This is a genomic window from Streptococcus parasanguinis (assembly GCF_047463195.1).
Classification (GTDB): domain Bacteria; phylum Bacillota; class Bacilli; order Lactobacillales; family Streptococcaceae; genus Streptococcus; species Streptococcus parasanguinis_R.
Map to the genome: position 1 here is coordinate 1 of NZ_JASHEI010000010.1, position 24,808 is coordinate 24,808.

Here is a 24,808-nt window from a genome sequence, read left to right on the forward strand (position 1 = left end):
TGGTTCGTCTTGTTCAGTTTTCAAAGGTCTTTGTCGCTCTCGCGCGACAACTATATTAGTATATCATGACCTACCCTTACTGTCAATACTTTTTTCCAAAATTTTTTATTTTTTTGAAAGTTTTTTTACTTTTTTGGTTTATATAAAAAAATCAGGAGCATAGATGCTCCTGATTCCTCTATAATTTAATTGATGTTTTCAATCTCTTTTTGATCTTTATTCTTTTACTTCCAATAGACCGATGTCTCCATCTTCTCTACGGTAGATCACATTTGTTGTGTTATCCTCTGCATCACGATAAATGAAGAAATCGTGTGCTAATAGATCCATTTGAAGGATCGCTTCATCTAAATCCATTGGTTCTAGATCAATTGTTTTTGAGCGAACAACTTTTTCTGTGGTTGCTGCTTCTTCTACAACTGCATCGGTAAACAATTTACCTGCACCAGATTTAATACGATTTTTCTTTTCGATTTTTGTTTTATTCTTACGAATTTGACGTTCAATTTTATCCACAACCAGATCAATTGAACCGTACATATCTTGAGAGACATCTTCTGCACGAAGTGTGATAGATCCAAGCGGAATGGTCACTTCTACTTTTGCGGTCTTTTCACGGTAAACTTTTAAGTTTACTCGAGCGTCTAGCTCTTGATCTGCCTGAAAATATTTTTCAATCTTTTCGAGTTTAGAAACGACATAGTCGCGAATGGCTTCTGTTACTTCTAGGTTTTCACCACGGATACTATATTTAATCATATTAGTACCTACTTTCTAAACATTATGTTTTTATTTATATGTATATTATAACGCTTTCATAAAGTTTTTGCAAATCTTTTTTTACCTTGCGATTGAAAATGTCTTTATTTCTTTCACACCTTTTTCAATTAGTAGGCGCTTCATTAATTCGATTGTTTTGCCCGTTGTGTAGATATCATCGAAGATTAGATATTTCTGCTTTCCTGAAATTTCTCCTTTTAATTGAAAGTGCTGAGAGGTTTTTAATCTTTCTTCTCTTGTTTTTTTTGATTGGGCTAAAGTGTCTTCTTTTTGGAAGAGACTGCTGTACTTTATCTCTGCAAAATCTAGTATAGTCGATACTTGATTGAATCCTCTTTCCTGCCTTTTTTCATGGCTGATTGGAGTCGGTATTATCGTATAGCTTTTATACTTTTTCAAGGCTTTTTTGATGTCACATGCAAATACCATTCCTAATAAACGATCGCCTTCAAATTTATATCGCTTGAAATAGTCCTTCATTGCTGTATTATATCTATATAATGCTTCATGTTCGACCATATTCCCCTTTTGTATCCAGTATTCGCAATCTTTACATACTTTCTCCTCCTTATCTTTATAACATCTAGGACAATGGATTTCGCCAATTTGTTCGAAGTCTTCTTTGCATTCTTTACAAATCCATTCTTCTTGTTGATTCATAAAAATAAGGTCTGTGAAATGTTCACCAGTTTTTAACTCTTTAGTACAAAGCAAGCATTCTTTCAAAATCCAGCCTCCTGATTCATTTCCTTTATTTCTTTGATCGCTTTCTTCATTTCTCTTGTTATGCCATCTGATAGAAAAAGTAGTTTACCTGTTGGTCTTTCTTTACTTCGACCGACCCTTCCTGAAATTTGTACGAGAGCACTTTTAGTAAATAATTTGTGATTACTTTCTAAAACAAAGACATCTACAAACGGAAAAGTCACTCCTCTTTCTAAAATTGTTGTAGAGACTAGCATGGTTATGGCTCTGTTTCTAAACTCTTCTACCATTCGTAGACGGTCTGTTGTCTGTGAGGATACAAAACCTACTGTTTCTTTGGGAAAGTATTTTTTTAAGTTCTCGGTAAATTGTTGTCCTAATTCTATTTCAGATACAAAGATTAACAATGGGTAGTGAGTTTGTATTTGTTTCTTGATCAGTTGCAATAGTTGGTAAGGGATTCTTCCTTTTTCTATTTTTTCTCTCATTTTCGGCACCCATTTTATTTCAGGGACCACTAGTGGGTTCCCATGAAATCTTCTTGGAAGACTATAACGAATGATTTCTTTTTTCTTGACCTTTTTATCTAACTCATCTGTAGAGGTTGCTGTTAAATATAGGGTATTCCCCTCTTTTTTTATTGCATTCTGAGCTGCTTTATATAAGATTGGATTGTCTACATAGGGAAAAACATCTACTTCATCTATAATAAGGAGATCAAAGGCCTGATAGAACTTTAGCAATTGGTGGGTTGTAGCGATCACTAAAGGCGTTCTAAAATAGGGCTCCGATTCTCCATGAAGCAAAGAGATGGGGCAGGAAAAATCTTCCTTCATCCTTCCGTACAATTCTATACAGACATCGATTCTTGGGGTAGCAATACAGACTGCTTTTCCTGCCTTGATCGCTGTTGCTACAACCTGATACATCATTTCCGTTTTTCCTGCTCCTGTCACAGCATGTACCAAGGCATGTTTTCCTGCTTTAACTGCTTGGATAAGTCCTTCAGATACCTCTTGTTGATAGGAAGTCAAGGTTCCCTTCCAGTTTAACACCTCCTGTCCTTCAAAGTCTTTCTGTGCAATAGCATAAAGTTTTTGATCACTCCGGATCCTCCCCAATTGGATACAGGCTCTACAATACAGTACCTCTTCACTCAACTTCCACAGTTTTTGATCAATCAAACTGCCACATCGAAAGCATTGGTACCTTCCATTCTCTTTTTCTATAGCTGGAAGTTCTTGGGCAATTTCTTTTAGATCATTTGTCATTTGACTCTTCGTTAAGAGTCTTCCATAAGAATCTTCTATCTTCATACTTATTAATTCGCAAAAGTTGGAGAAAATCATTCTTTTTTTGTAAAATAAGAATATGGAATATGTTACATTTAAAGAGAACGGCACTGTTCAAGAAGAAATCAAAAAATCAAAATTCATTTGTCATGTCAAGCGAGTCTCCTCTGAAGAGGAAGCTAGAGATTTTATCAATGCCATCAAAAAGGAACACTATAAGGCTACACATAACTGCTCTGCTTTCATCATTGGGGAACAAAGTGACATCAAACGGACCAGTGACGATGGAGAGCCTAGTGGAACCGCTGGGGTACCGATGTTAGGAGTTTTGGAGAATCATCGCATCACTAATAGTTGTGTCGTGGTTACCCGCTATTTTGGAGGTATTAAATTAGGTGCTGGCGGTCTGATTCGTGCTTATGCTGGAAGTGTTGCACAAGCAGTTCGAGAGATTGGACTGGTAGAAATCAAAGAGCAAGTGGTACTTGGGATCACACTTTCTTATTCCCAATACCAAGAATTTGCTAATTTCTTAAAAGACCATCAATTGGCGGAACAAGATCCGATGTTCACAGATCAGGTGATGACAACTATTTTTGTGGATAAAGAAAACACAAGTTCTATCACAGCAGCTTTAGTCGAATTTTATAATGGTAAAGTCATTATTGAGGACCAAGGAATTCGTGAGGTTGAAGTACCCCTATTTTCTGTAGAAAAATAATTAAAATACTATCGGCAACGATAGTTTTTTTTTATCACACCCATAAAATTTCTATATTTTACATTCTTCTCGCAAGAGACTATACTTGTTAGTATCAAGAAAACCTAGAACTGAGGTATATTATGGCTATTTATGAAAATATTACAGAACTGATTGGGAACACTCCGATTGTCAAATTGAACCGTCTTGTTCCTGAAGGAGCTGCAGATGTCTATGTCAAACTCGAAGCTTTCAATCCTGGATCATCTGTTAAAGACCGGATTGCTTTGAGCATGATTGAAAAAGCTGAAGCGGATGGCTTGATCAAACAAGGTGATACCATTGTCGAAGCAACTAGTGGGAACACAGGGATTGGTTTGTCATGGGTTGGCGCAGCTAAAGGCTACAAAGTTGTGATTGTCATGCCTGAAACCATGAGTGTGGAACGTCGTAAAATCATCCAAGCCTATGGAGCTGAACTCGTTTTGACTCCTGGAAGTGAAGGAATGAAAGGCGCTATCGCTAAAGCTGAAGCAATCGCTGCAGAAAGAAATGGCTTCCTTCCTCTTCAATTTGAAAACCCTGCTAACCCAGAGGTACATGAAAGAACAACAGGACAAGAAATCGTTGATGCCTTTGGAAAAGATTGTTTAGATGCTTTTGTCGCAGGTGTTGGTACTGGTGGTACTGTTTCTGGTATTTCTCATACTTTGAAAAAGAATAATCCTGCTGTCAAAGTCTATGCCGTTGAGGCCAATGAATCTGCAGTCCTTTCTGGTGAAAAACCTGGACCACATAAAATCCAAGGGATTTCAGCAGGCTTTATCCCAAATACTTTAGACACTAATGCATATGATGGTGTTCGTCGCGTATCTTCAGAAGAAGCTTTCGAACTTGCACGCGCTATCGGTGGAGCTGAAGGATTCTTAGTCGGTATCTCAAGCGCAGCTGCTATCTATGCTGCTATTGAAGTCGCAAAAGAATTGGGAAGCGGTAAAAAAGTTCTTGCTCTTGCACCAGATAATGGAGAACGTTACCTTTCTACTACCCTTTACGAATTTGAATAATTCTCTATATCAAAAAAACTTCGATAGGTTTCATCAACCTATCGAAGTTTTTATTTTTTTTCTTGTTTGCTAAAGAATACCTTTCCTTCTTTGACCCAGGTCGGCATCTGTTGAGCTAAGGGCGCAAAACCACTCTTGTGGCGGTCATTTGAAAAACGATGGTGTCGAATACTTCGTTGTGGTGTTTCTTCTAGTGTTCTCAAAGAGAGGCTAGGTTTCTTAGAATATTCATCAACATCGATGACTTGGACAAAGACTTTTTCTCCAATTGAAAGAATATCATGAATATTACTTACATAACCACTTCTAATCTCTGAGATATGAATCAAGCCCGTGACACCCGACTCTAGTTCGACAAAGGCACCATAAGGTTGAATGCCTGTAATGGTCCCTTCTAACTTATCTCCAATTTTCATATTAGTCCTCAATCTCGATGGTTTCAATCACGACATCTTCTACTGGCTTATCCATCATCCCTGTCTCAACAGCCGCGATCTCATCCAACACAGCAAAAGAAGCTTCATCCATCAATTGTCCAAATACGGTATGGCGTTGATCTAGGTGAGGAGTTCCCCCTTCTGTCGTATAGATTTCAGCAATTTCTTCAGGCCAGCCACCGCGGACCAATTCCTTTTTCGAATATGGGAGATGTTGATTTTGTACAATAAAGAATTGGCTGCCATTTGTGTTTGGTCCAGCATTTGCCATTGAAAGGGCTCCGCGAATATTGTACAATTCTTTTGAAAATTCGTCTTCGAAGCTCTCCCCATAGATGGATTCACCACCCATACCTGTGCCTGTTGGATCTCCCCCTTGGATCATAAAATCTTTAATAATCCGATGGAAAATGACACCATCATAATAGCCAGACTTAGCAAGAGCTACAAAGTTTGCAACTGTTTTTGGCGCTTGATCCGGGAACAATTGAATGTTCATCTCACCGTGATTGGTTTTGATCACAGCGACAGGACCGTCAACCGTAGCAAGTTCTAACTGTGGTAATGTCAATTCTTTTTCAACCATATTTAACTCCTCTAAGGCATAGAATATGCCATCTTCTTCTAAATTCTTAGTGATATAATCAGCTTTTTCTTGTAACTCTGGGGCAGATTTTCCCATTGCGATACTAATTCCAGCGTAATCAAACAGTTCTAGATCATTTAATCCATCCCCAAATACTAAAACATTCTCTGGCTTCAAGCCCAAATGATTTACAAGATGAGAAACTCCTGAAGCTTTTGAAGCTTCAAAGCGAACAACATCTGACGAATGGGGATGCCACGAAACTAGGCGCAATTTCTCTTGCAAAGAAGGGGGCAACTCTAGCTCACTATCATTTTCATCAAAGGTCCACATTTGGAAAATAGGTTCTTTCAAATGCAGATCTGGATCTACAGGTAAGTTGGGATAAATGATGTCAATAGCATCACTGATCAAGGGTGTCCGATTAGACAGGGCAGCTTGATGACTAGCTACTAACCCATAATCAATCTCGGATTCTTTGGCCCAATCCACAAAAGAAGAAACGATTGCTTCATTGATTGGTGATTGGTAGATCACAGTTCCTTTTGTATCTTCTATATAGGCACCGTTTAAGGTTACTAGAAAATCAGGCTTTAAGTCCATGATTTCAGGAACAACCCCAAAAATCCCTCTACCCGTTGCAATCCCTGTTCGGATTCCTTTTTCTTTCAATTGATGAAAGACTTCTTTGACAGATTCTGGGATCAATCCAGTTTCTTTTGCACGTAATGTATCATCAATATCAAAAAAGACGATTTTAACTTTTTTGGCTTTATAACGTAATTTTGCGTCCACTTGTCTCCCCCTTATGATCATGCTCTATTATAGCATGTTTCCCTTTAAAAATCTTCTTGATTCACCAGATGGTGTCGGAAGGCATAGACGACTGCTTGCGTCCGATCACTGACTTCTAATTTGGATAAGATGTTGGAGACATGGGTCTTCACTGTTTTTAAAGAAATGAAGAGTTCATCTGCTATTCGTTGATTTTCATATCCTTTCGTCAATAAAGCCAGAATATCTCGTTCTCTAGCTGTCAAATCATCATGCAATTCAGCATGGTTCTTTCGTGACTCAACTTTTTGACTAACTTCTGTCTCAATTGCAAATTCTCCCTTTGCAACCTTTCTGACAGCCTGTAAGATCTCAGTTGCTGACGAGGTCTTTAAAATATACCCTTTTGCACCGGCATCTAAGACAGGGTAAATCTTTTCGTTATCTAAATAAGACGTCAAAATGACAATTTTAGCTTCCGGCCACTCTTTTAGGATGGCTAGAGTCGCATCGATTCCATTTAGCTCTGGCATCACAATATCCATGATGATGACGTCTGGTCTTTCTTTCAGCGCCAAGTCCACCCCTTCATGCCCATTTTTCGCCTCTAAGACTTGCTCAATATCGGTTTGCATGGACAAAAAGCTTTTCAATCCCAATCGGACCATTTCATGATCATCTACTAATAATACTTTCATACAGTTTCCTTTTCATTTTTATCTTTTACAAGGAGGGGAACACGAATATCTACAGCCACTCCCTTTTGAGGACTCGTTCTTATTTTAATGGTTCCCGCCATGTCTTCTACACGTTCTTGAATATTTTTCAACCCATAACTCAATCGTTCCAATTTTTCCTGCTCAAAGCCGATTCCATCATCTACCATCCGTAAATGAAGTTGTTTTCCTTCCTGATGCAAAAAGACATCCATTTGTTGAGCTCTAGCGTGTTTCAAGGTATTGCTGACAATTTCTTGGACGATCCGAAATAGATGTTCTTCCATTTCTTTTGGAATGCTCACGTCATTATGATGGAAGACAACTGTTAGGTTACTCTTTTCCTTCAATTCTCTAAAAATCATCTCCATCCCTTCTACCAAACTTTTTCCTTCCAATTCTGTAGGACGAAGATGTAGGAGCAAGACGCGTAAATCATTTTGGGCTGTACCTAGAATATCTGACACACCATTTAGTTGCTGCTGGATCTGACTTTTCTCTAACTCAAGAGCCTGTGCTGCCACTCCAGATAAAATCATATTGGCTGCAAACAATTCTTGACTAACCGTGTCATGTAGATCACGCGCAATTCTCTTACGCTCGATTTCCACAATTTCTTCTTCATTTCGCATCACACGATTTTCACTTTTTTGTAAATTTTCTTCTAGTCGAAGCAATTTGCTGTCCAATAAATCTAACTGTTGATTCAATTCTTTGGGGGCAATTTCTTTTCGCTGTGAAGCAGTCAGGATAGATTCTACCTTTTGTTGTACTGCATGAACCGTTACAAATTGCGTGATTTTAATTATTAAGACAACCAAAGCCGTCAATGCAAGCGTCAGACTAAAAACCAAAAATAGGAATGACTGAAGCAAGGAAAGATCTGAGAGAAGTTTGCCCCACTGAAAACCAACAAAATGGAAAATGGTATGACAAATGACCGCAACTACCATTAGGGAATAGAAGTACAATAGGAGATAGTCTAATTTCTTCATGCGCGAATCACCTCAACATCCCCAACAATACCAACTAACACAATTTTTATAGAACGGTGCGATCTCCGATAATGTGCCGTTTCAATGTCTATGGTTTCATTCCTCATTTTACGGACAGGAAGATCCAAAAACTTCAGATCTCCATACAGGGTGTTAATTTGTAAATGCAATTCCAAATCAATCGGTAAGATAATTTTTGTATTTCCAAAACCTTTCCGAATGATCACTACATTGTCCCAATTGCAAATGGCTACCTCCTCTAAATGGAGGGTGTCATTCCCAAAAACTCGGATCACATTCAGATCTCGATACCCTCGACTTTGCTTTGAAAAATGTTGTAAATCACCAATCCATCGAGTTTTTTCCTGACGAATTTTCGTATCCTCTTCAACATCAAACACAACGGCTTCATTTTCCTTATACATATAAGGGTAGGCGATCAATAAACCATAAACCACCGCAAATAAAATGGCTGCAATCACAAAAGGATTCAGCATCACGATAAAAAACAAGAGCACACTCAGCGCGATTAATAGAAAATTCGCTTTTTGTTTGCCAAAATAGTAATACAAAAGGAGCAAAAAGAGAACCATCAAGACAACAAATCTGGAAAAATCGATTGATAAAATGGTGATCGCTGCTAATGTTAACAAAACGGCTTCAACGAAAATAAAAATTTGTATTTTCCACATAGTCTACCTCATCTTTTCCTATTTTATCAAATTTTTCCTCATTTGACTTCCGTCTGTGGTTGGATAATAAGAAGAGCAAAAAAACACCCAAAAGAAAGAAATCCTTTGGGTGTCCTTGGTATCGGAATGAATTGTTATTAAATAAGTTCTTTCCGATAACAGTTGTCTAGAGGCATTATTTATACATGAATGCCCAGTAATAGTTACCGTCGCCATTGATGACTGCTGCTACCGCACCTTCTGTGGCATTTGGATCGAGCATTAATTCTCTCAATCCACTGTTATACCATTTCGTTGCGACTGTTGTTGCATTGTCTTCACGGCGAGTTACAAACCCTGTGCTATCGTACTGACGTGAAATAGTATGGGCTTTTGGCAAGGCACGTGAGTTGTAGACATCATCTGACCAAGTCAATTCTTTTAAGCCTTGTGCCTTTCGTAATTCGTTAATCTTAGCAAAAGCTTCTTTCGCTTTATCTAACTCGATATAGTTTGTATTGTCTGTCGCTTCTACACGATAAACGAATTTCACATAGCCAAACTCAACATCTTTATAGTTCTTGTCATCTACTCCACTCTTCAAGTTAGCGATTAAAACATAGTCTTTAGCCCATGGGTTTTCTTTAGATTGCTCAAAGAGTTCTGGGTCCTCGATTTCCCATTCTACTTTGGCATCCCAGCCAGCATTATCAATAAATTTAGGATTCATTTTCTTAATGACATAGTCCTTAAATTCATCCACATTCTTAAATGGAAGAGCTTGACCTGCTTTAGCTGTTTCTACCAGATTTGTAGAGTAGAGCTTCACGCTTGAGTCACGATCGCTATAAGCATATTCATCATCTTTGGCATCTTCGTGGAATTTTGGATCGATCTCAGGATCTTTCGGATCTGTCATTCCATAAAGTTTCCATTTATCTCCATTCCATTTCCAATAAGCAGAGTAACCAGTTGCTTCCGTATCAGAAGGAACGTAGTAATAGTGAGTCGACCCGTCAAAGTAGTAGTTCTTATCTCGACGCAAAGCTGCTGATCCAGGTTTTCCAGGAGGATAGACTATCTTAGGTGCTCGTCCATTTGGAGCCCATGGAAGATGTTCTAATCCTTCTGCTGGTGTCTCAACGTATGGAGGAATTTGGTTTTCACTAGGCTGATCTGTTGATACCAAACCATCATTTCCAGGCACTTCAGGTTGCACCGGTTCTTCTGGTTTTGGTTCACTTGGATTTTCTGGGGTTGGTGCGAAAGGATCAAACTCTCCATCTGCTCCTACAAATGGAGGATTTTCTGGGAAGATCAAGTTGCCGTGATCTTCTGGTGTAGATGGTTCTGATGGATTAACTGGTTGATCCGGTTTATCGCTTGGATCTGGCTCTTCAGGTGTTGGAGTTGGATCCGGAGTCGGTGTTGGAACCGGATCAGGAGTATCAGGATTTTCCGTTGAATTCTTCACAAATACCCATTTGCCATTTTTATAGTAGTAATAATCCCCATTATCCAATACATAATAATGGTAGCCATTTTCATATACATAATGAGGGTCATTGGCAAGGTTATTAGTAGAGTTATTCCGATTAGTTAGAGGCTTCCACTCACCATTGCGGTAGATCCGGTAAGTTCCATCACTCATCCGATAATAATGATTGCCATTCCAATAAATGTAGTTTACATCATTTTCCAAGGAATAACCATAGTTCCAACCATTATAGCCATAATAATTATTCCAGCTAGGATAACCATAGTTATAGCCATAATAATAGTTCCAATTTGGATATCCATAGCCATAACTATAGGTCCATGAATTATAGCCATTATAACCGTTCCAATTATTGTAACCATAGTTATAATAGTTTGAACGATAAGAGGAGGTATTCCATCCTCTATTTTCTGCAGCTACTTTTGTTGCTATAAATGCCGGGACAATCATAGCTGTTGCTAAGATTGCTCGACTAACCACTCTATATTTTCTGTCCATTTAAATAATCTCCATTGGGAAAGTATAGGCGAAAGATACATCAACTATGTGCACATATTTCAAAAGTCATTCTACCTCCCTGTTTCTCAGTTCACGATATTTTTCTCCACTAGTTGTCAAGGCCTATTCAACTAGCAGAAAAAAATCTATTCGTTTACCAATTTCCTATCAAAGCAGGCCTGAACGACTTTTTACTCTTTGATCTCCTTTCACGCAGATTATAGCATGTGGGCTAAAACAAAGGCAAATAATTTGATATTCAATCTATTTTCAACTTCAAATTACCTTATGTTTAATTGACTATTTTATTTTACCGGACTTGAAACCCCTTGTTTGTTAAGGAGTTCACATAATCTATTCATCTGTAGAAAAATAGTTTCTTGAAGCGACTTCAAAGTATTTCCCTCGACAGGGAAATAAAAAAATCACGACATAGCAACAAAAAAATACAAAAAGACTCAGAAATCCATCTGAGTCTTAGACTGTTTTATGAATCTCCACCAGTTGCACTACTGCTAGAACTTTCTGTATCTGATCGTTCAGCAGAAGATGAACTAGATGTATCTGAACTGGATGAGGCTTTCGTACTTGAAGAAGCGGTCACTTTAGGTTCATATACCGTTAAAACAATTCGTGTTCGGTTAATATCCACCGTACTCGAAACTTCTGGAGTTTGACTAACAATTTGACCGGCAGAAACAACTACCCCATCAGGGAGATGTTCTGTTTTTCTTAATTCGATATTGGCTTCTTTAATACTATAGATCTCAATCAAATTACTTCTAGCAAAATCGTAAGTTGATCCAACATAGTTTGGCATTTCAATTGAAGTCGTTTCTTTCGCTACTTTCAAAACAATCTTGGTTTTTGAATTCAGAGAATATTGCTCTCCTGGAGCTGGAGTTTGTTCAAGAACTGTCCCTGCAGCATAATCGAAGGTCTCAACTTCTTCAATCGTGATCATTTTGCTTGATACTTTATAAGTATTTTTCAGATCTTCTTCTGCTTTTGCCCGTGTTTCACCCACGTAATTTGGCATTTCAAAGCTGTTTGGTCCTTTGGAAATAATCAAATCAATTCGACTTTGTTCTTTCTTTTGGGCCCCTGCATTTGGATTGGTTCGAATGACGTAGCCTTCTGCAACCGAATCACTGTACTCTTCTTTCTCTTCACCGACTTGAAGGTCTTGTCCCTCAATAACCGCTCTGGCTTCGGCAATGGTTTTGCCGGAAACATCTGGAACTGTTTTATTGGCTGGGCTCATATATAACAAGAAAGTAAAGGCTGCAAGTACTAGGGCAATGGCAACAAACAAGACCTTGTAGCGCGCCCGCAAACGTCTTCTTGGCTTTTTACTTGGCGCCATGGTCTGCTGATCAGATAATGGTCGATTAGGATCTACTGAACTGATTTCACTGCGTACCTCAGAGATTGGAACAGGAGCCGTCCTTGGAGTTGGACTCACTTTTGGAAGAGTCTTTGTATCAGCTTTCGCTTGGTCTTCAAAAACCAGTTTTTTCTCATTTCTTCTCTCATAGGACAAGCAACTTGAAAGATCTACATACATCTCTGCCACTGATTTATAGCGATCCGTCAGTTTTTTAGCTGTCGCCTTGATCACCACATTTTCTAAAGCTTGTGGAACATTCTTATTTTCTTCACGAATAGAGGGGAGTGGCTTTTGAAAATGCTGCAAAGCAATTGTGACTGCACTATCTCCATCATAAGGAATGTGTCCTGTCAACATCTCATAGAAAATAATCCCCATCGCGTAGATGTCACTTTGCACCGTAGCTTTTGATCCACGCGCCTGCTCAGGGGACAAATAATGAACCGACCCCAACATCGAGTTGGTCTGGGTCAAGCTAGTCTCTGCGAAGGCCACTGCAATCCCAAAGTCTGAAACTTTTGCTGTTCCATCTGGTGTCAAGAGGACATTCTGTGGTTTTAAATCTCTATGGATAATGCCACGCGTATGGGCAAGACGCATAGCTAGAAGGATCTGCCCCATCAAACGAACAGCTTCTTCATTTGATAAAGGAGCATTTTCTTTGATATAGCGTTTCAAGTCTAAACCTGCAACATATTCCATTGCAAGGTATTGTTGTCCTTCTTCTTCGCCAATGTCTGTAATCCGAACGATATTTGGATGGTCCAGCTCTGCCATCGCCTTTGCTTCACGCTGAAAACGCGCAACCGCAATGGGATCCGTCTGGTAATTCGTACGCAGTACCTTGACTGCAACTTCTTCCCCATCTAAAATCAAATCACGCGCAAGATAAACATCTGCCATCCCGCCGCGTCCAATTTGTTGGATGATTTTATATCGCCCGGCAAAAATTTTGCCGATTTGAATCATGCTGCGTCCTCCTCAGTAAAGTGGAGCAGTACAACAGTGATATTATCCAAGCCTCCAGCATTATTGGCAAAACGAATCAAGGTTTGAGCTTTTTCTTCCAGTGAAACATCACTCAAGACAATATCTCTGATTTCATCCGGGCCAATCATATTGGTTAAACCGTCACTATTGATCAAAATATAATCATCTGCTTCAACCGTCACCAAACCATAATCCGGCTCTAACTCATCTTTTTGACCAATGGACTGAGTGATGATGTTACGTTGAGGATGATGGGCAGCTTCTTCCTCTGTAATTTGACCAGCTCGCAAAAGAGCATTTACAAGAGAATGGTCACTGGTCAACTGCTGGTATTCGCCCTGACGAATGAGGCCAATCCGCGAATCTCCAACATGGGCATAAATCACTTGTCCTTCTACAAAAGCCAAAGCTTCCAGTGTCGTTCCCATTCCTTTGTGCTCATCATCTTGCCCAGCTAAATGGATCCGACGGTTCACAGCTTCTAAATGTTCTGCAAACCATTCCCGTACTTGATTAACCGTCTCGATCTCAGAAGAAACCCAAGCCGCACCTAGGTCTGTGACTGCCATTTCACTAGCAATATTTCCGGCACGGTGTCCTCCCATACCATCAGCAAGTAAAACCATAGATTTTCCTGCCTTGTTTTTATATTGATTTGCATAGTCTTGGTTATTTGTCCGTCTTTGACCTACATCGGTTAAGATCGTAATATCCATACTGTCAGTTTCCTCCTGATATTATGAGATTCTCTTAAAACGACTGATAAAGAAGCCGTCGCTTCCATATAATTCGGGTGTAATAAGGATACAATCATTTTTAAGAATATCTTTTCTTTCGTGATCCAATGGGACTTGTTCGAAATTTGGATGGTTTTTCAAAAATTGGTCCACCACTTCAAAATTCTCTTTACCCATAATTGTACACGTACTGTACACTATTATACCACCTTTACGCACACTTTGACAAACACTATCCAGAATGGCCAATTGAATAGCTTGTAAAGATACAAAATCTGTACTCTCTTTATTGTACTTGATATCAGGCTTTCTCCGTATCAAACCAATCCCTGAACAAGGCGCATCCACCAAAATTTTATCGAAAGCATCAGGTCCAAATGTTTCAAAGACTTTTGTCGCATCTAACTTCTTTGTCAAAATTTTGTCCGCAACATGGAGCCGATTAGCATTTTCTTGAATCAATTTGAGCTTATGGTCATAGAGATCCAAGGCTGTGACTTTCCCAGTTGTGAGATAAGAAGCCAGGTGAGTCGTCTTTCCACCTGGCGCCGCACAGGCATCTAAAACCCACTCATCTCCTTGCAAATCCAAAGCCGGTGCCACCAATTGACTGGACTCGTCTTGAATAGTAATGCGCCCTTCTTTGAACAAGGAATGCGCTGCAAAATGTCCCTGTTCTTTCACGAGAGCGGACGGAGCAAGTAGAGAGGAGGTTGCTTCGAGTAGCTGAGCCAACTCTTCTTTTTCGTCTAGATCAATCACACGAATACTGGATTTATTACGCTGATAGAGACTCTTAAAAATAGCGCAAGCACGTTCCTCACCGTATTCTTCGATCAATGCTTTGACCAACCATACAGGTAGGGAATACTCTACCGAATAACGTTTGTTCTTTCGCTTGATCGTATCAATAGCTGGTAGCCCCTCGCGGAGGAGCTTTCTAAGAATAGCATTGACAAACTTCTCACTGCCTTCTTTTCGACGTTTTGCTATCCGAACAGCTTCATTGACGATGGCATGATCGGGAATGCGGTCTAAATAAACAAGTTGATACAAACTCATCATCAAAAGATAATAGAGCCAAGGATCCAATTTCGTCCGGTCTTCAATTACGTGGGCGAGATACCACTCGAGTGTTATCTTCCGTGCTACAGTACCGTATACAACTTCCGTAACAAAGCTTCTATCTTTATCTGAAAGTTGAGAGTGTTCTAGCGCTTGATTTAGTGCAATATTAGAATAAGCTCCCTGTTCAAAAACCTCTTCTAACACTCGAACGATCTGTTCACGCGCATTCATTTGTTTAATTTCCAAAGTGATCTCCTACTTTCAATTGACGGCCAGCGCCATTCAAAAAGTCTGTGATGGACATTTTTGGTTTTCCTGCCGGCTGCACAACTTTGAGGGACAATGCGCCTTCTCCTGCAGCGACCAGCAACTCTTTTTTGGTCAAAGCAATCACTTCTCCTGGATTTCCATTTCCTTCGCATAGCTCTGCTTCATAAACTTTAAAGCGTTGCCCATTTAATAACGTATGAGCGACCGGCCAAGGATTCATCCCTCGGATCTGATTAAAGACTTGGCGATTGGTTTTGGTCCAGTCCAAAACCTCTTCTTCCGGTAAAATATTCGGTGAAAATGTGACCAAACTTGGATCTTGTGGACTTGGCTTGATCTCCCCTGCCAGGTAAGCTGGCAAAGTATCTAGGAGTAAGTCACGTCCAAGGACTGCCAATTTTTCAAACAAAGTTCCCACATTGTCCTCATCTAAAATTGGGAGAGAACGAGCTGCAATCATGTCTCCGGCATCCATTTCCTTGACCATTTCCATAATTGTAACCCCAGCTTCTTCGTCACCATTGATCAGGGCATAGTGAATGGGAGCTCCACCTCTATATTTAGGTAATAAAGACGCGTGGACATTCACCGCGAATTGGAAGTTCTCCAACAATTTTGTCGGTAAAAATTGTCCAAAAGCAGCGGTCACAATTCCATCTGCATCTAGTGATAAGAGCGTTTCCATTTCTGGACTACCCGATAATTTCTCCGGCTGAAGAACTGGTAGTCGATGTTCTAAAGCTACCTGCTTCACCGGGGTCATTCGAATCTCTTTTTTGCGACCTACTTTGCGGTCTGGTTGCGTCACAACTGCCAAAATTTCATAGCGCGAATCTGCTAACAATCCCTTTAAAACCGTCGCTGAAAAATCAGGCGTTCCCATAAAAATTAATTTTGTCATTTCTTTCTTCCTTACATAAAGCTTTGAGGTTCATTATCAATACTGACACGTAGATCTTGGTTGCCTCTTTCTTGTGTAAATTCTAGGATTTGATTCAAGACCTGTGTCATGCCTTCTTCGAAACGATATTTCACAATGATTTGATAATGATACAAATTATGTGTGCGTGCAATTGGTTTAGGTGTTGGTCCTAAGATTTGGACCTGATCAGATAAGCCAGATCGGAGAATTTCCATGACCTGATGTGACTTCTCCATCACAATTTCCTCACTCTTATGGGATAGGGTTAACCCAACTGTGAAGTAATAAGGCGTATAGCCTAACTGCCGGCGAATCTGCATTTCATAGGCAAAAAAGCCTTCATAATCTTGGTTTTTGGCAAATCGAATCGCATAATGATTGGGGTTGTAGCTCTGAATGATAACCTCTCCTTCTTTCTCTGCTCGTCCGGCCCTTCCTGCCACCTGAGTCAAGAGTTGAAAGGTTCGCTCTGAGGATCGATAATCCGGTAAATTTAAAGAAGTATCCGCATTCAAGACACCCACTAACGTCACATTTGGAAAATCCAAGCCCTTCGCAATCATTTGCGTCCCTAATAAAATATCCGCTTCTCCATTCCCGAAAGCATCTAATATTGCTGCGTGGCTCCCTTTTTTTCGGGTAGTATCCACATCCATACGCAAAATTTTAGCCTCAGGAAAGATCTCTTGTAATTCATCATAGGCTTTTTGTGTTCCTGTCCCGTAATAACGAATGGAAGGACTTTGGCAATTTGGACAGTGTCGAGGAATCGCTTTGCTATAGCCACAATAATGACAGTTCATGGTTTTAGTATCCATGTGGAGGGTCAGTGAGATATCACAATTGGGACAAGTATCCACAGTTCCACACTCGCGACACATGACAAAGCTGGAATAACCACGGCGGTTCAACATCAAGACGACCTGCTCTTTTTTCTGCAAGCGATCAGCAATAGCTTCCACTAGAACCGGAGTGAAGTTACCAGCTTCATTTTGGCCAATATAATCACGGAAATCAACGACTTTAACTTCTGGAATTTTGGCTGCCGGATTGGCCCGTTGGGTGAGACGAATTAATTCATAAACCCCTTTTGTTGCACGAGCCCTCGATTCTAAACTTGGTGTAGCAGATCCAAGAAGCAAGACTGCTTGATTGTACTGAGCCCTTAGGACTGCGACTTCCCTTGCGTGGTAGCGTGGATTACTATCTTGTTTGTAGGAAGCCTCATGCTCCTCATCAATGATGATGGCTCCGATGTTTTTTAAAGGGGCAAAGATGGCTGAGCGCGCTCCAACGACTACCTTGGCCTCCCCACGTTCAACTTTTCGCCATTGATCATACTTCTCACCATTTGATAAGCCCGAGTGCAGAATAGCTACTTCCTGGCCAAAACGCGAGATAAAACGATCCGTCATCTGTGGCGTCAGGGAAATCTCAGGAACCAACATAATAGCCGTTTTCCCCTTATTTAGAACTTCTTGAATAATCTGCAGATAAACTTCTGTTTTCCCACTTCCAGTCACACCTTCTAGTAAAAAAGGTTTTGATGTTTTCCCAATTTGAGAAACTACTGTTTCGACAGCTTTTGCTTGCTCTGAATTTAAAAGCAGAGCCTGGGTCTGTTCTTTGCCTTCATAATATGCAGCCGCCCGATTCACTTCTCGTTCTGTAATTTCTAAAACACCCTGTTCGATAAAATAAGCTACCACTTCTCGTGAAAAATCCTGATACAATCCTGCTAAGGGTTGCTCCCCTTGCTCTAGTAACAGGCGCTCTTTCAATGCTAGCCTTTTTTTAGCTCTTCCTGATGGTTGAAGTTCTTTTAATCCTTCCTGGTTAACGCGATACCATTTTTCTGTTTTAATTTGTTTCCTATCCTTGGCCTTGTATTCAAGTACCAAATCTCCTTTTCTGACCAACCGCATCACTTGGGCTTGATCGGCCGCATCTAGAGAAGAAAAAGAAACTTCATTTTTTTCACCAAAAAGTTTCACTTTGAGAGTTGGATCTAAAGAAGGTTGAGGATACAAAATCTTATCATAACTCGAATTGAGGAGAGAAGGAAGCATGGTTTTTAAAATCGTGATCTTATAAGAAAAAACACTTTTTCGTAATTGATCTGCCAACCAGAACTGCTCTTGATTTAAGACCGGAGTGTAATCCAAGACCTCCACAATCGCTTTTAATTCCTCGCTTGTGTCTGCCTCTTCTAAAACATCTACCACAATCCCTTGAATGAGGCGATTCCCTTTACCAAAGGGGACATGAACTCGCATACCTGCCTCCACCATATCCTCAAATTCTAATGGAATCTGATAAGAATAGGGTTTATCTGTCTGCATCAATGGGACATCTACGATGACTTTTGCTATCACTTTTTCACCTCCAGCCTCTATCATATGAGCTTTACTTTATCACGGAACCCTTTAAATAGCAAAAAATAAGATTGAGAAGCCCCAACCTTAAATTTTTTCACCATCTTCTTTTTCTTTGGCAATTTGTTCCTTAATTTTGCGCTCTTCTTCTTCTTTGCGAATCCGCTCTGCTTCAATCCGACGACGAAGTGCTTCACGTTTTGCTTCTGGATCCGGGTGAACAACTACGTTTCCAGACTCGATTTCTTCAAGCGCTTGTAATGTTGATTTAACTGATTGGAATTCTTGAGTTGGTACTGCACCACTTTCCAATTCGTGGGCCCGTTTTGCCTCAAGAATAACCAATGAATATTTTGATGGTACTTTGTCAAGCAATGTATCAATAGAAGGTTTTAACATCATATTCCTATACCTAATTTCTAATTATTTATCTCTTCACAATAGTTTGTGTTTTTGGTAACATATCCAGATAATGGCCAATGACACGGTCTACACGGAAATGCTCTGCTTCGATCACACGTTTGACACGTTCAGCAGCAAGAGGAACCTGGTCGTTCACAATGGCGTAGTCATATTCACGCATCATGGCGATTTCTTCTTTTGCTTTTTCAATCCGTTGCGCAATAACTTCTGCACTATCTGTCCCGCGACCCACTAATCGATCTTGCAATTCATCCAAATCAGGCGGAGTTAAGAAAATAAAAACTGCATCTGGAACTTTCTTCTTTACTTGAAGGGCACCCTGAACTTCAATTTCAAGGAATACATCGATTCCCTTGTCCAAGGTTTCATTCACATAGGTTAAAGGAGTCCCATAGTAATTTCCAACGTACTCAGCGTACTCCAACATTTGCCCTTGACGGATCAAATCTTCAAATTCTTCACGTGTACGGAAAAAATAGTCGACACCATCCACTTCACCTGGACGTTGTGCACGCGTCGTCATCGATACAGAATACTGAAACTGATTGTCCGAGTTTTCAAAAATTTCTCGTCTGACCGTTCCTTTTCCAACCCCCGAAGGGCCAGAAAATACGATTAATAAGCCACGATCCGCCATGATTTCTCCTTCAATGTCTTTCTATCTAGTGTAACAAAAATCGGCCTAATTTTCAACTGATTTTTTCATTCAAAAAAGCTTGAGATGCTAGATCTCAAGCTTTTGTTTATTTTGCGTAATCTACTGCACGCAATTCTCGAATCACGGTAACCTTAATGTTTCCAGGATACTCAAGATTGGACTCGATCTTCTCACGAATATCATGAGCTAAGATCGTCACTTTATCATCCTTGATTGCCTCAGGGCTAACCATAATACGGATTTCACGACCCGCTTGAAGGGCGAAACTTGTCTTAACTCCTTCAAAACTATTTGCAATTTCTTCAAGATCTTGCAAGCGTTTGATGTAGCTTTCAAGTGACTCACTTCGTGCTCCAGGTCGAGCTGCACTCAAGGCATCCGCTGCAGCGACAATGACTGCGATGACACTTTCTGGTTCCACGTCACCATGGTGACTGGCAATGGTATTGACAACCACTGGGTGTTCCTTGTACTTCCGTGCCAATTCAGTTCCAATCTCGACGTGACTTCCTTCCACTTCACGGTCAATCGCTTTTCCGATATCATGTAAGAATCCTGCACGTCGTGCCAAGGTAGCATTTTCACCCAACTCGCTAGCAATAATACCAGAAAGTTTGGCAACTTCAATGGAGTGACGCAAAACGTTTTGACCATAAGAAGTACGGAATTGCAACCGTCCCATGATTTTCATCAAATCTGGATGGAGGTTTGGCGCACCAATTTCATAGGCAGCCGCCTCACCGTATTCACGAATACGATTGTCAATTTCCTGACGGTTCTTCTCAACCAGCTCTTCGATACGGGCTGGATGGATCCGACCATCTTTGAGAAGGCTCTCCATTGTCATGCGGGCAATTTCACGACGAATCGGATCAAACCCTGACAAGGTCACCACTTCAGGCGTATCATCAATAATCACATCGACACCTGTCAAGCTCTCAAAGGTACGAATGTTGCGACCTTCACGACCAATAATCCGACCCTTCATACTATCGTCTGGCAAATGAACGGTTGAGTTTGTTTGCTCAGCAACAAAATCACCCGCCATTCGCTGCATAGCTTGCACGAGAATGTCTTTTGCGATTTTATCAGAACGTTCTTTCACTTCCAATTCAGCATCACGAATCCGTGAGGCAATTTCTTTTGAAAGTTGCTCTTCCGTCTGACTCAAAATAATGTCACGCGCTTCTCCTTGACTTAGAGCAGCGACACGTTCCAGTTCTTCTACTTTCTTGTGTTCAAGCTCTTCCAGCTGTTGTTCCCGCGCATCAATGTGTTTAGTTCTATCTGTAAGACTTTGCTCTTTGTGTTCAAGAGACTGTTCTTTGCTTGTTAAAATGTCGTCTTTGCGATCAAGATTGCTAGCACGTTCTGCCAAACGGCTTTCTAATTGCTTCAATTCTTGTCGTTCTGACTTAAACTCAGCATCGACCTCTTCACGATATTTTCTGGCTTCTTCCTTTGCCTCCAAAAGTGCTTCTTTTTTAAGTGAACTTGACTCATGCTTCGCCTCTTTTAAAATTAAATCGGCTTCGCGTTCAGCCTGTCCACGTAAATTCGTTGCTTCTTGTTCAGCATTCAAAAGGGTGAGTTCCGCAGCCTCTTTTGAAGCTTTCATTTTAAGAGCAGTTCCCACATATCCAATGACTAAACCAATGACCGCGGCAAAAACACCTGTAATAACAAAATTCATGCTTTTACCCCAAATCTATTTAATTAGTTGAATTAAAAATTCTTTTACATTTTACCATAAATTACTAAAATTAACAATCTAAAAAAACAGGAAAAACCTTTTATATTTTTGCTTAATGCTTATTCTTTTATCGTCTTTTCTTTCATGGAACATCTGTGAGGAATTCATTTATTTCCACTTTGTTGAATCTGCTTTTTTATGCTATAATCAAGAAAAACAAAGAAGGATTTGAGTATGACAAAAGAAGTAATTGTTGAAAGTTTTGAATTGGACCACACGGCGGTGAAGGCTCCCTATGTACGCTTGATTGGGGAAGAAACTGGACCCAAAGGAGACATCATCTCTAACTTCGATATTCGTCTGGTGCAACCCAATGAAAATGCGATTCCAACTGCAGGGCTCCACACGATCGAGCACCTTCTTGCGATGCTTATTCGCAAACGCATCGATGGTATGATTGATTGTTCCCCATTTGGATGTCGCACCGGTTTTCATATGATCATGTGGGGACAGCATTCGAGTACGGAAATTGCTAAAGTGATTAAAGAATCTTTAGAAGAAATTGCATCAGTCAGCACTTGGGAGGATGTCCCAGGCACAACCATTGAGTCTTGTGGAAATTACAAGGACCACAGCCTCTTCTCAGCCAAAGAATGGTGTCGCTTGATTCTAGACCAAGGAATCTCAGATGATCCATTTGAACGTCATCTTGTTTAATACGAAAAAGAGGCTGGGACAAAAGTCCTAGCCTCTCAATTATTTTTGGATTGTCGAGCAAGACGCAGTGGTTGAGTGGGATCTACTACGCTGATTTCATCAGCTTTTACAGCCCTACTCAACTGTGCGGAGGTGGGACGACGAAATCGAATTCTAACGAATTACCGATTTCTGTCCCACTCTCTTTTTTGTTGTCATTTTTCCCAGAAAAGGGATGTCTGATCAAGCATTAATAATCCAGAGCATCTGAATGACCTTTTCCGTTTCCTACGAAATAACCAGTCTTGGCATTGATACTAAAGAGATAGGTTCCATCTGGTTTGAAGAGATTGTAATAGCCATTACCGTTAATGATATTGACACGCTCTAAAATGTATTGATTGCCAGTGATATGTCCACGTTTACGAGCAATATTCAATACTTTTTCAAGGATCCCATCACCAAATACCCAAGCCGGGTTATTGACATCATTGATAGCTGCTTGGTTATATGGCACACGGCTCAAGTTCCGTTGAAGTGGGACACCATCGCTTGGAAGACCGTACCCTGAATAGCCTGGGTTTGCCGTTCCTGCACTACCTGTAGCAGCATTGACAGCTGGGGCCGTAGGCGTTGCTGATTGAGCTGGGGCTGGAGTTGCATTAGAAGTATCTGTACCACCTGTCCCTGTCACTGGTGCCGGTGTCGCAACTTGTTGTGAACGTCCTTGAGCAACTGCCTCATTCAATAAGCTATCTAATTTTTCATTGCCTGTCTTTGTTTCTGCAAAGGTCGCATCACTTTTCGCTTTGGCAGTTGCATCAAGAACTCCATCTTTGATGACTGGAGAACTAAATTGAGAATTCACTTTTTGAATGGCAGAAACTTGCTTCACAAGGTCTTCATATTTTGTTTTAGCCGCATTATAATCACTGCTTCCTTCTAATTTGTCCAGCAGTTTCTTCAGATTTTCCAAGTCTCCGAATTTATCATTTTTAAGAGCACTTTTTGATTCATCTACAAAAAAGGCATCGTAGGCTTTGGTAAACTCTTCCAATTTTTGAGCCTGTGTTTCACTGCTACTTGATTTAGAAGTAGAAGATGACTTGCTAGATGAAGACGATACAACAGTTGTACCACCAGATTTTCCACGACTGTGCATCCAGTTATAGGTCACAAAAATGGCCGAACCGACAATCGCAAGACCTAATGCAGAGTATAGAACCGCTTTGATTCGTTTACCCGCATTGCTTGGTGTTTCCTCAGGAAGTTCCTCAGCTTCTACAATTGGTTCAGTTGGTGTGGGACCAAATTTAATCTTAGCAGGTAATTCAGTTGAGATAGCATCCATTTCAGGCCTTTGTTCCAAGACCGTTTCCGTCACTTCCGGCGCCTCCACTGCTTCAGCTACTTCAGCAACTGTTTCTGTAGCTGCCAACTCTTCAGCTTTAGCCAATTCTTCTTTGGCCAAAATCTTTGTGTCGTATTTTTCAGCTTCAATTTCTGCTCGGTGTTGTTTGATGTATTTGTCTAAGACATTATCACCTTCAGTTACACCTGCTTCGATTTCTTCTGCCTTTCGATTGGCCTGCCCAATCGTCATCTCTTTAGCATCTTCAAAATCTAAAATTGATTCTGTTTCTTGCTCTAATGGCTTTTTATCCTTCTCTGTCATAAAAATCCTTTCTATGCCTTAATCTGCCGTTTTACTCGTTCCCCAAAATATTGGTAGAGATCAACTTTTAGGGTTCCGTTATAAAGTTTTCGTTTTTTATCTGCTTTACCACCGAATTTAGATTCAAAACCTTCATCACTGGTTAAGATAAATTTACTCCAGGTTTTGAGAGGTGCAAATACGTGCCCCATTTCAGTATACAATTTCGTCACACCTTCATCATCAGATAAGCGTTCTCCATATGGAGGGTTGGAGATAATCACCCCGTTGATCTTATCTGAGTGAAGATCTTGGACTCGCATCTGTTTGAAAGTAATATCACTGCTAACGCCCGCTTTCTGGGCATTTTCTTTGGCAATCTCAACCATCCGTGAATCGATATCAGTTCCCATAATATCCAATTCGATCTCGCGATTGATTTTTCTGCTTGCTTCTTGACGGACTTCATGAATCAAGCGATCATCCATCCAGTTCCATTCTTCAAAAGAAAAGGTCCTACGTAAACCAGGTGCCATATTTCTCGCAATCATCGCCGCCTCAATACAAAACGTTCCAGAACCACATGTCGGGTCAATCAAGGGTTTATCTGGATACCAGTTTGACAGCAGAAGAATTGCTGCTGCCATATTTTCCTTAATAGGGGCTCCCCCTTTTTCAGTCCGATAACCACGTTTGAAGAGGCTACTACCAGTGGTGTCAATCAAGACAGTGGCTTGATCTTTAAGGATCGATACTTCAATCTTGAACTCTGCCCCATTTTCCATGAGAGGAACACCTTCTGGCCGGGCATAATGTTTTTGTAACTTTTTAACCACTGCTTTTTTCGAAATGGCCTGAACGCTAGGTTCATTATGAAGTTTTGATTTGACACATTTAGCCTTAGAAATAGGAAAACGTGCTCCTAAAGGCAAATAATTTTCCCAATCCAAAGCAAAGACACCTTGAAAGAGTTCTTCGAAGGTTTTGGCTGGAAAAGTCCCAACCACAATTTTCACTCGATCAGCCGCTCGCAACCAGAGGTTGGTTTCTATGATTGCTCGACGGTCTCCTTGAAATCGAACCCGTCCATTTTCAACCTGGCAATCGTAGCCAAGATCGCGTAGTTCTCGACCAACAACAGCCTCTATACCAGCAGCGGCCGTTGCAATCAATTCAAATTGTTTTTTCATCTTATTCCTATCACTTTAAAAAA

The 24,808-nt window shown here is 40.4% G+C and carries 22 protein-coding genes; 3 read left to right on the forward strand and 19 right to left on the reverse strand.

Annotation, left to right across the window (positions count from 1 at the left end):
- Nucleotides 1-216: 216 nt before the first annotated feature.
- From hpf to QM870_RS08725, 3 genes are all read right to left on the reverse strand, one after another.
- Nucleotides 217-759: a ribosome hibernation-promoting factor, HPF/YfiA family gene (gene hpf, locus QM870_RS08715; protein ID WP_003010301.1), complete on the reverse strand. Its 543-nt coding sequence runs from the start codon at nucleotides 757-759 to the stop codon at nucleotides 217-219.
- A gap of 81 nt (nucleotides 760-840) precedes the next feature.
- Nucleotides 841-1,506 (reverse strand): ComF family protein, encoded by a 666-nt coding sequence (locus QM870_RS08720; protein WP_414369319.1) that lies wholly within the window; start codon nucleotides 1,504-1,506, stop codon nucleotides 841-843.
- Nucleotides 1,503-2,801, reverse strand: coding sequence for a DEAD/DEAH box helicase (locus QM870_RS08725; RefSeq protein ID WP_414369321.1), 1,299 nt, complete (start codon nucleotides 2,799-2,801; stop codon nucleotides 1,503-1,505). Before QM870_RS08725 ends, QM870_RS08720 begins: the two co-directional genes overlap by 4 nt.
- A gap of 55 nt (nucleotides 2,802-2,856) precedes the next feature.
- Here QM870_RS08725 and QM870_RS08730 point away from each other — a divergent pair, with 55 nt between their 5' ends.
- Nucleotides 2,857-3,498, forward strand: coding sequence for a YigZ family protein (locus tag QM870_RS08730; RefSeq protein ID WP_049486060.1), 642 nt, complete (start codon nucleotides 2,857-2,859; stop codon nucleotides 3,496-3,498).
- 122 nt (nucleotides 3,499-3,620) lie between these two features.
- A complete protein-coding gene (gene cysK / locus QM870_RS08735; protein WP_272157617.1) occupies nucleotides 3,621-4,544 on the forward strand; it encodes a cysteine synthase A in 924 nt (307 codons plus the stop codon).
- A 50-nt stretch (nucleotides 4,545-4,594) separates the two neighbouring features.
- On the opposite strand, the gene QM870_RS08740 is transcribed toward cysK, so the two are convergent.
- From QM870_RS08740 to QM870_RS08805, 14 genes are all read right to left on the reverse strand, one after another.
- Nucleotides 4,595-4,960 (reverse strand): S1 RNA-binding domain-containing protein, encoded by a 366-nt coding sequence (locus QM870_RS08740; RefSeq protein ID WP_272157616.1) that lies wholly within the window; start codon nucleotides 4,958-4,960, stop codon nucleotides 4,595-4,597.
- 1 nt (nucleotide 4,961) lies between these two features.
- Nucleotides 4,962-6,362 (reverse strand): bifunctional Cof-type HAD-IIB family hydrolase/peptidylprolyl isomerase, encoded by a 1,401-nt coding sequence (locus QM870_RS08745; RefSeq protein WP_414369323.1) that lies wholly within the window; start codon nucleotides 6,360-6,362, stop codon nucleotides 4,962-4,964.
- 44 nt (nucleotides 6,363-6,406) lie between these two features.
- Entirely contained in the window at nucleotides 6,407-7,039 is a 633-nt protein-coding gene (locus QM870_RS08750; protein WP_049507122.1) for a response regulator transcription factor, read from the reverse strand.
- Entirely contained in the window at nucleotides 7,036-8,052 is a 1,017-nt protein-coding gene (locus QM870_RS08755; protein ID WP_118096436.1) for an envelope stress sensor histidine kinase LiaS, read from the reverse strand. Before QM870_RS08755 ends, QM870_RS08750 begins: the two co-directional genes overlap by 4 nt.
- Nucleotides 8,049-8,744 carry a cell wall-active antibiotics response protein LiaF gene (gene liaF, locus QM870_RS08760; RefSeq protein WP_003003865.1) on the reverse strand — a complete coding sequence of 232 codons (696 nt, stop codon included), beginning with the start codon at nucleotides 8,742-8,744 and terminating at the stop codon, nucleotides 8,049-8,051. The genes QM870_RS08755 and liaF overlap by 4 nt, the downstream gene beginning before the upstream one ends.
- A 175-nt stretch (nucleotides 8,745-8,919) precedes the next feature.
- Entirely contained in the window at nucleotides 8,920-10,719 is a 1,800-nt protein-coding gene (locus QM870_RS08765; protein ID WP_414369325.1) for a CAP domain-containing protein, read from the reverse strand.
- Between the two features lie 487 nt (nucleotides 10,720-11,206).
- Nucleotides 11,207-13,078, reverse strand: coding sequence for a Stk1 family PASTA domain-containing Ser/Thr kinase (gene pknB / locus QM870_RS08770; RefSeq protein ID WP_049516135.1), 1,872 nt, complete (start codon nucleotides 13,076-13,078; stop codon nucleotides 11,207-11,209).
- The gene (locus tag QM870_RS08775) at nucleotides 13,075-13,815 is read right to left on the reverse strand and encodes a Stp1/IreP family PP2C-type Ser/Thr phosphatase (RefSeq protein WP_021154558.1); all 741 of its coding nucleotides are present in this window, start codon (nucleotides 13,813-13,815) and stop codon (nucleotides 13,075-13,077) included. Before QM870_RS08775 ends, pknB begins: the two co-directional genes overlap by 4 nt.
- A 21-nt stretch (nucleotides 13,816-13,836) precedes the next feature.
- On the reverse strand, nucleotides 13,837-15,150 hold the full coding sequence (rsmB, locus tag QM870_RS08780) for a 16S rRNA (cytosine(967)-C(5))-methyltransferase RsmB (RefSeq protein ID WP_049507133.1): 1,314 nt from the start codon (nucleotides 15,148-15,150) through the stop codon (nucleotides 13,837-13,839).
- Complete coding sequence (gene fmt, locus QM870_RS08785; protein WP_003010335.1) at nucleotides 15,140-16,075, reverse strand: methionyl-tRNA formyltransferase; 936 nt, start codon at nucleotides 16,073-16,075, stop codon at nucleotides 15,140-15,142. The genes rsmB and fmt overlap by 11 nt, the downstream gene beginning before the upstream one ends.
- 11 nt (nucleotides 16,076-16,086) lie before the next feature.
- On the reverse strand, nucleotides 16,087-18,495 hold the full coding sequence (locus tag QM870_RS08790) for a primosomal protein N' (protein ID WP_003010336.1): 2,409 nt from the start codon (nucleotides 18,493-18,495) through the stop codon (nucleotides 16,087-16,089).
- A gap of 63 nt (nucleotides 18,496-18,558) precedes the next feature.
- The gene (rpoZ, locus tag QM870_RS08795) at nucleotides 18,559-18,873 is read right to left on the reverse strand and encodes a DNA-directed RNA polymerase subunit omega (RefSeq protein ID WP_003010339.1); all 315 of its coding nucleotides are present in this window, start codon (nucleotides 18,871-18,873) and stop codon (nucleotides 18,559-18,561) included.
- A gap of 25 nt (nucleotides 18,874-18,898) precedes the next feature.
- The gene (gene gmk, locus QM870_RS08800) at nucleotides 18,899-19,531 is read right to left on the reverse strand and encodes a guanylate kinase (RefSeq protein ID WP_003010341.1); all 633 of its coding nucleotides are present in this window, start codon (nucleotides 19,529-19,531) and stop codon (nucleotides 18,899-18,901) included.
- A gap of 106 nt (nucleotides 19,532-19,637) precedes the next feature.
- On the reverse strand, nucleotides 19,638-21,245 hold the full coding sequence (locus QM870_RS08805; RefSeq protein ID WP_049492366.1) for a ribonuclease Y: 1,608 nt from the start codon (nucleotides 21,243-21,245) through the stop codon (nucleotides 19,638-19,640).
- Nucleotides 21,246-21,479: 234 nt separating this feature from the next.
- On the opposite strand from QM870_RS08805, the gene QM870_RS08810 reads away from it, so the two are divergent.
- Nucleotides 21,480-21,962, forward strand: coding sequence for an S-ribosylhomocysteine lyase (locus tag QM870_RS08810; protein ID WP_024054576.1), 483 nt, complete (start codon nucleotides 21,480-21,482; stop codon nucleotides 21,960-21,962).
- Between the two features lie 229 nt (nucleotides 21,963-22,191).
- On the opposite strand, the gene QM870_RS08815 is transcribed toward QM870_RS08810, so the two are convergent.
- Complete coding sequence (locus QM870_RS08815; protein ID WP_155125282.1) at nucleotides 22,192-23,616, reverse strand: cell division site-positioning protein MapZ family protein; 1,425 nt, start codon at nucleotides 23,614-23,616, stop codon at nucleotides 22,192-22,194.
- Between the two features lie 11 nt (nucleotides 23,617-23,627).
- Nucleotides 23,628-24,785, reverse strand: a complete 1,158-nt coding sequence (locus tag QM870_RS08820; RefSeq protein WP_049482722.1) for a THUMP domain-containing class I SAM-dependent RNA methyltransferase — start codon at nucleotides 24,783-24,785, stop codon at nucleotides 23,628-23,630.
- Nucleotides 24,786-24,808: the final 23 nt, after the last annotated feature.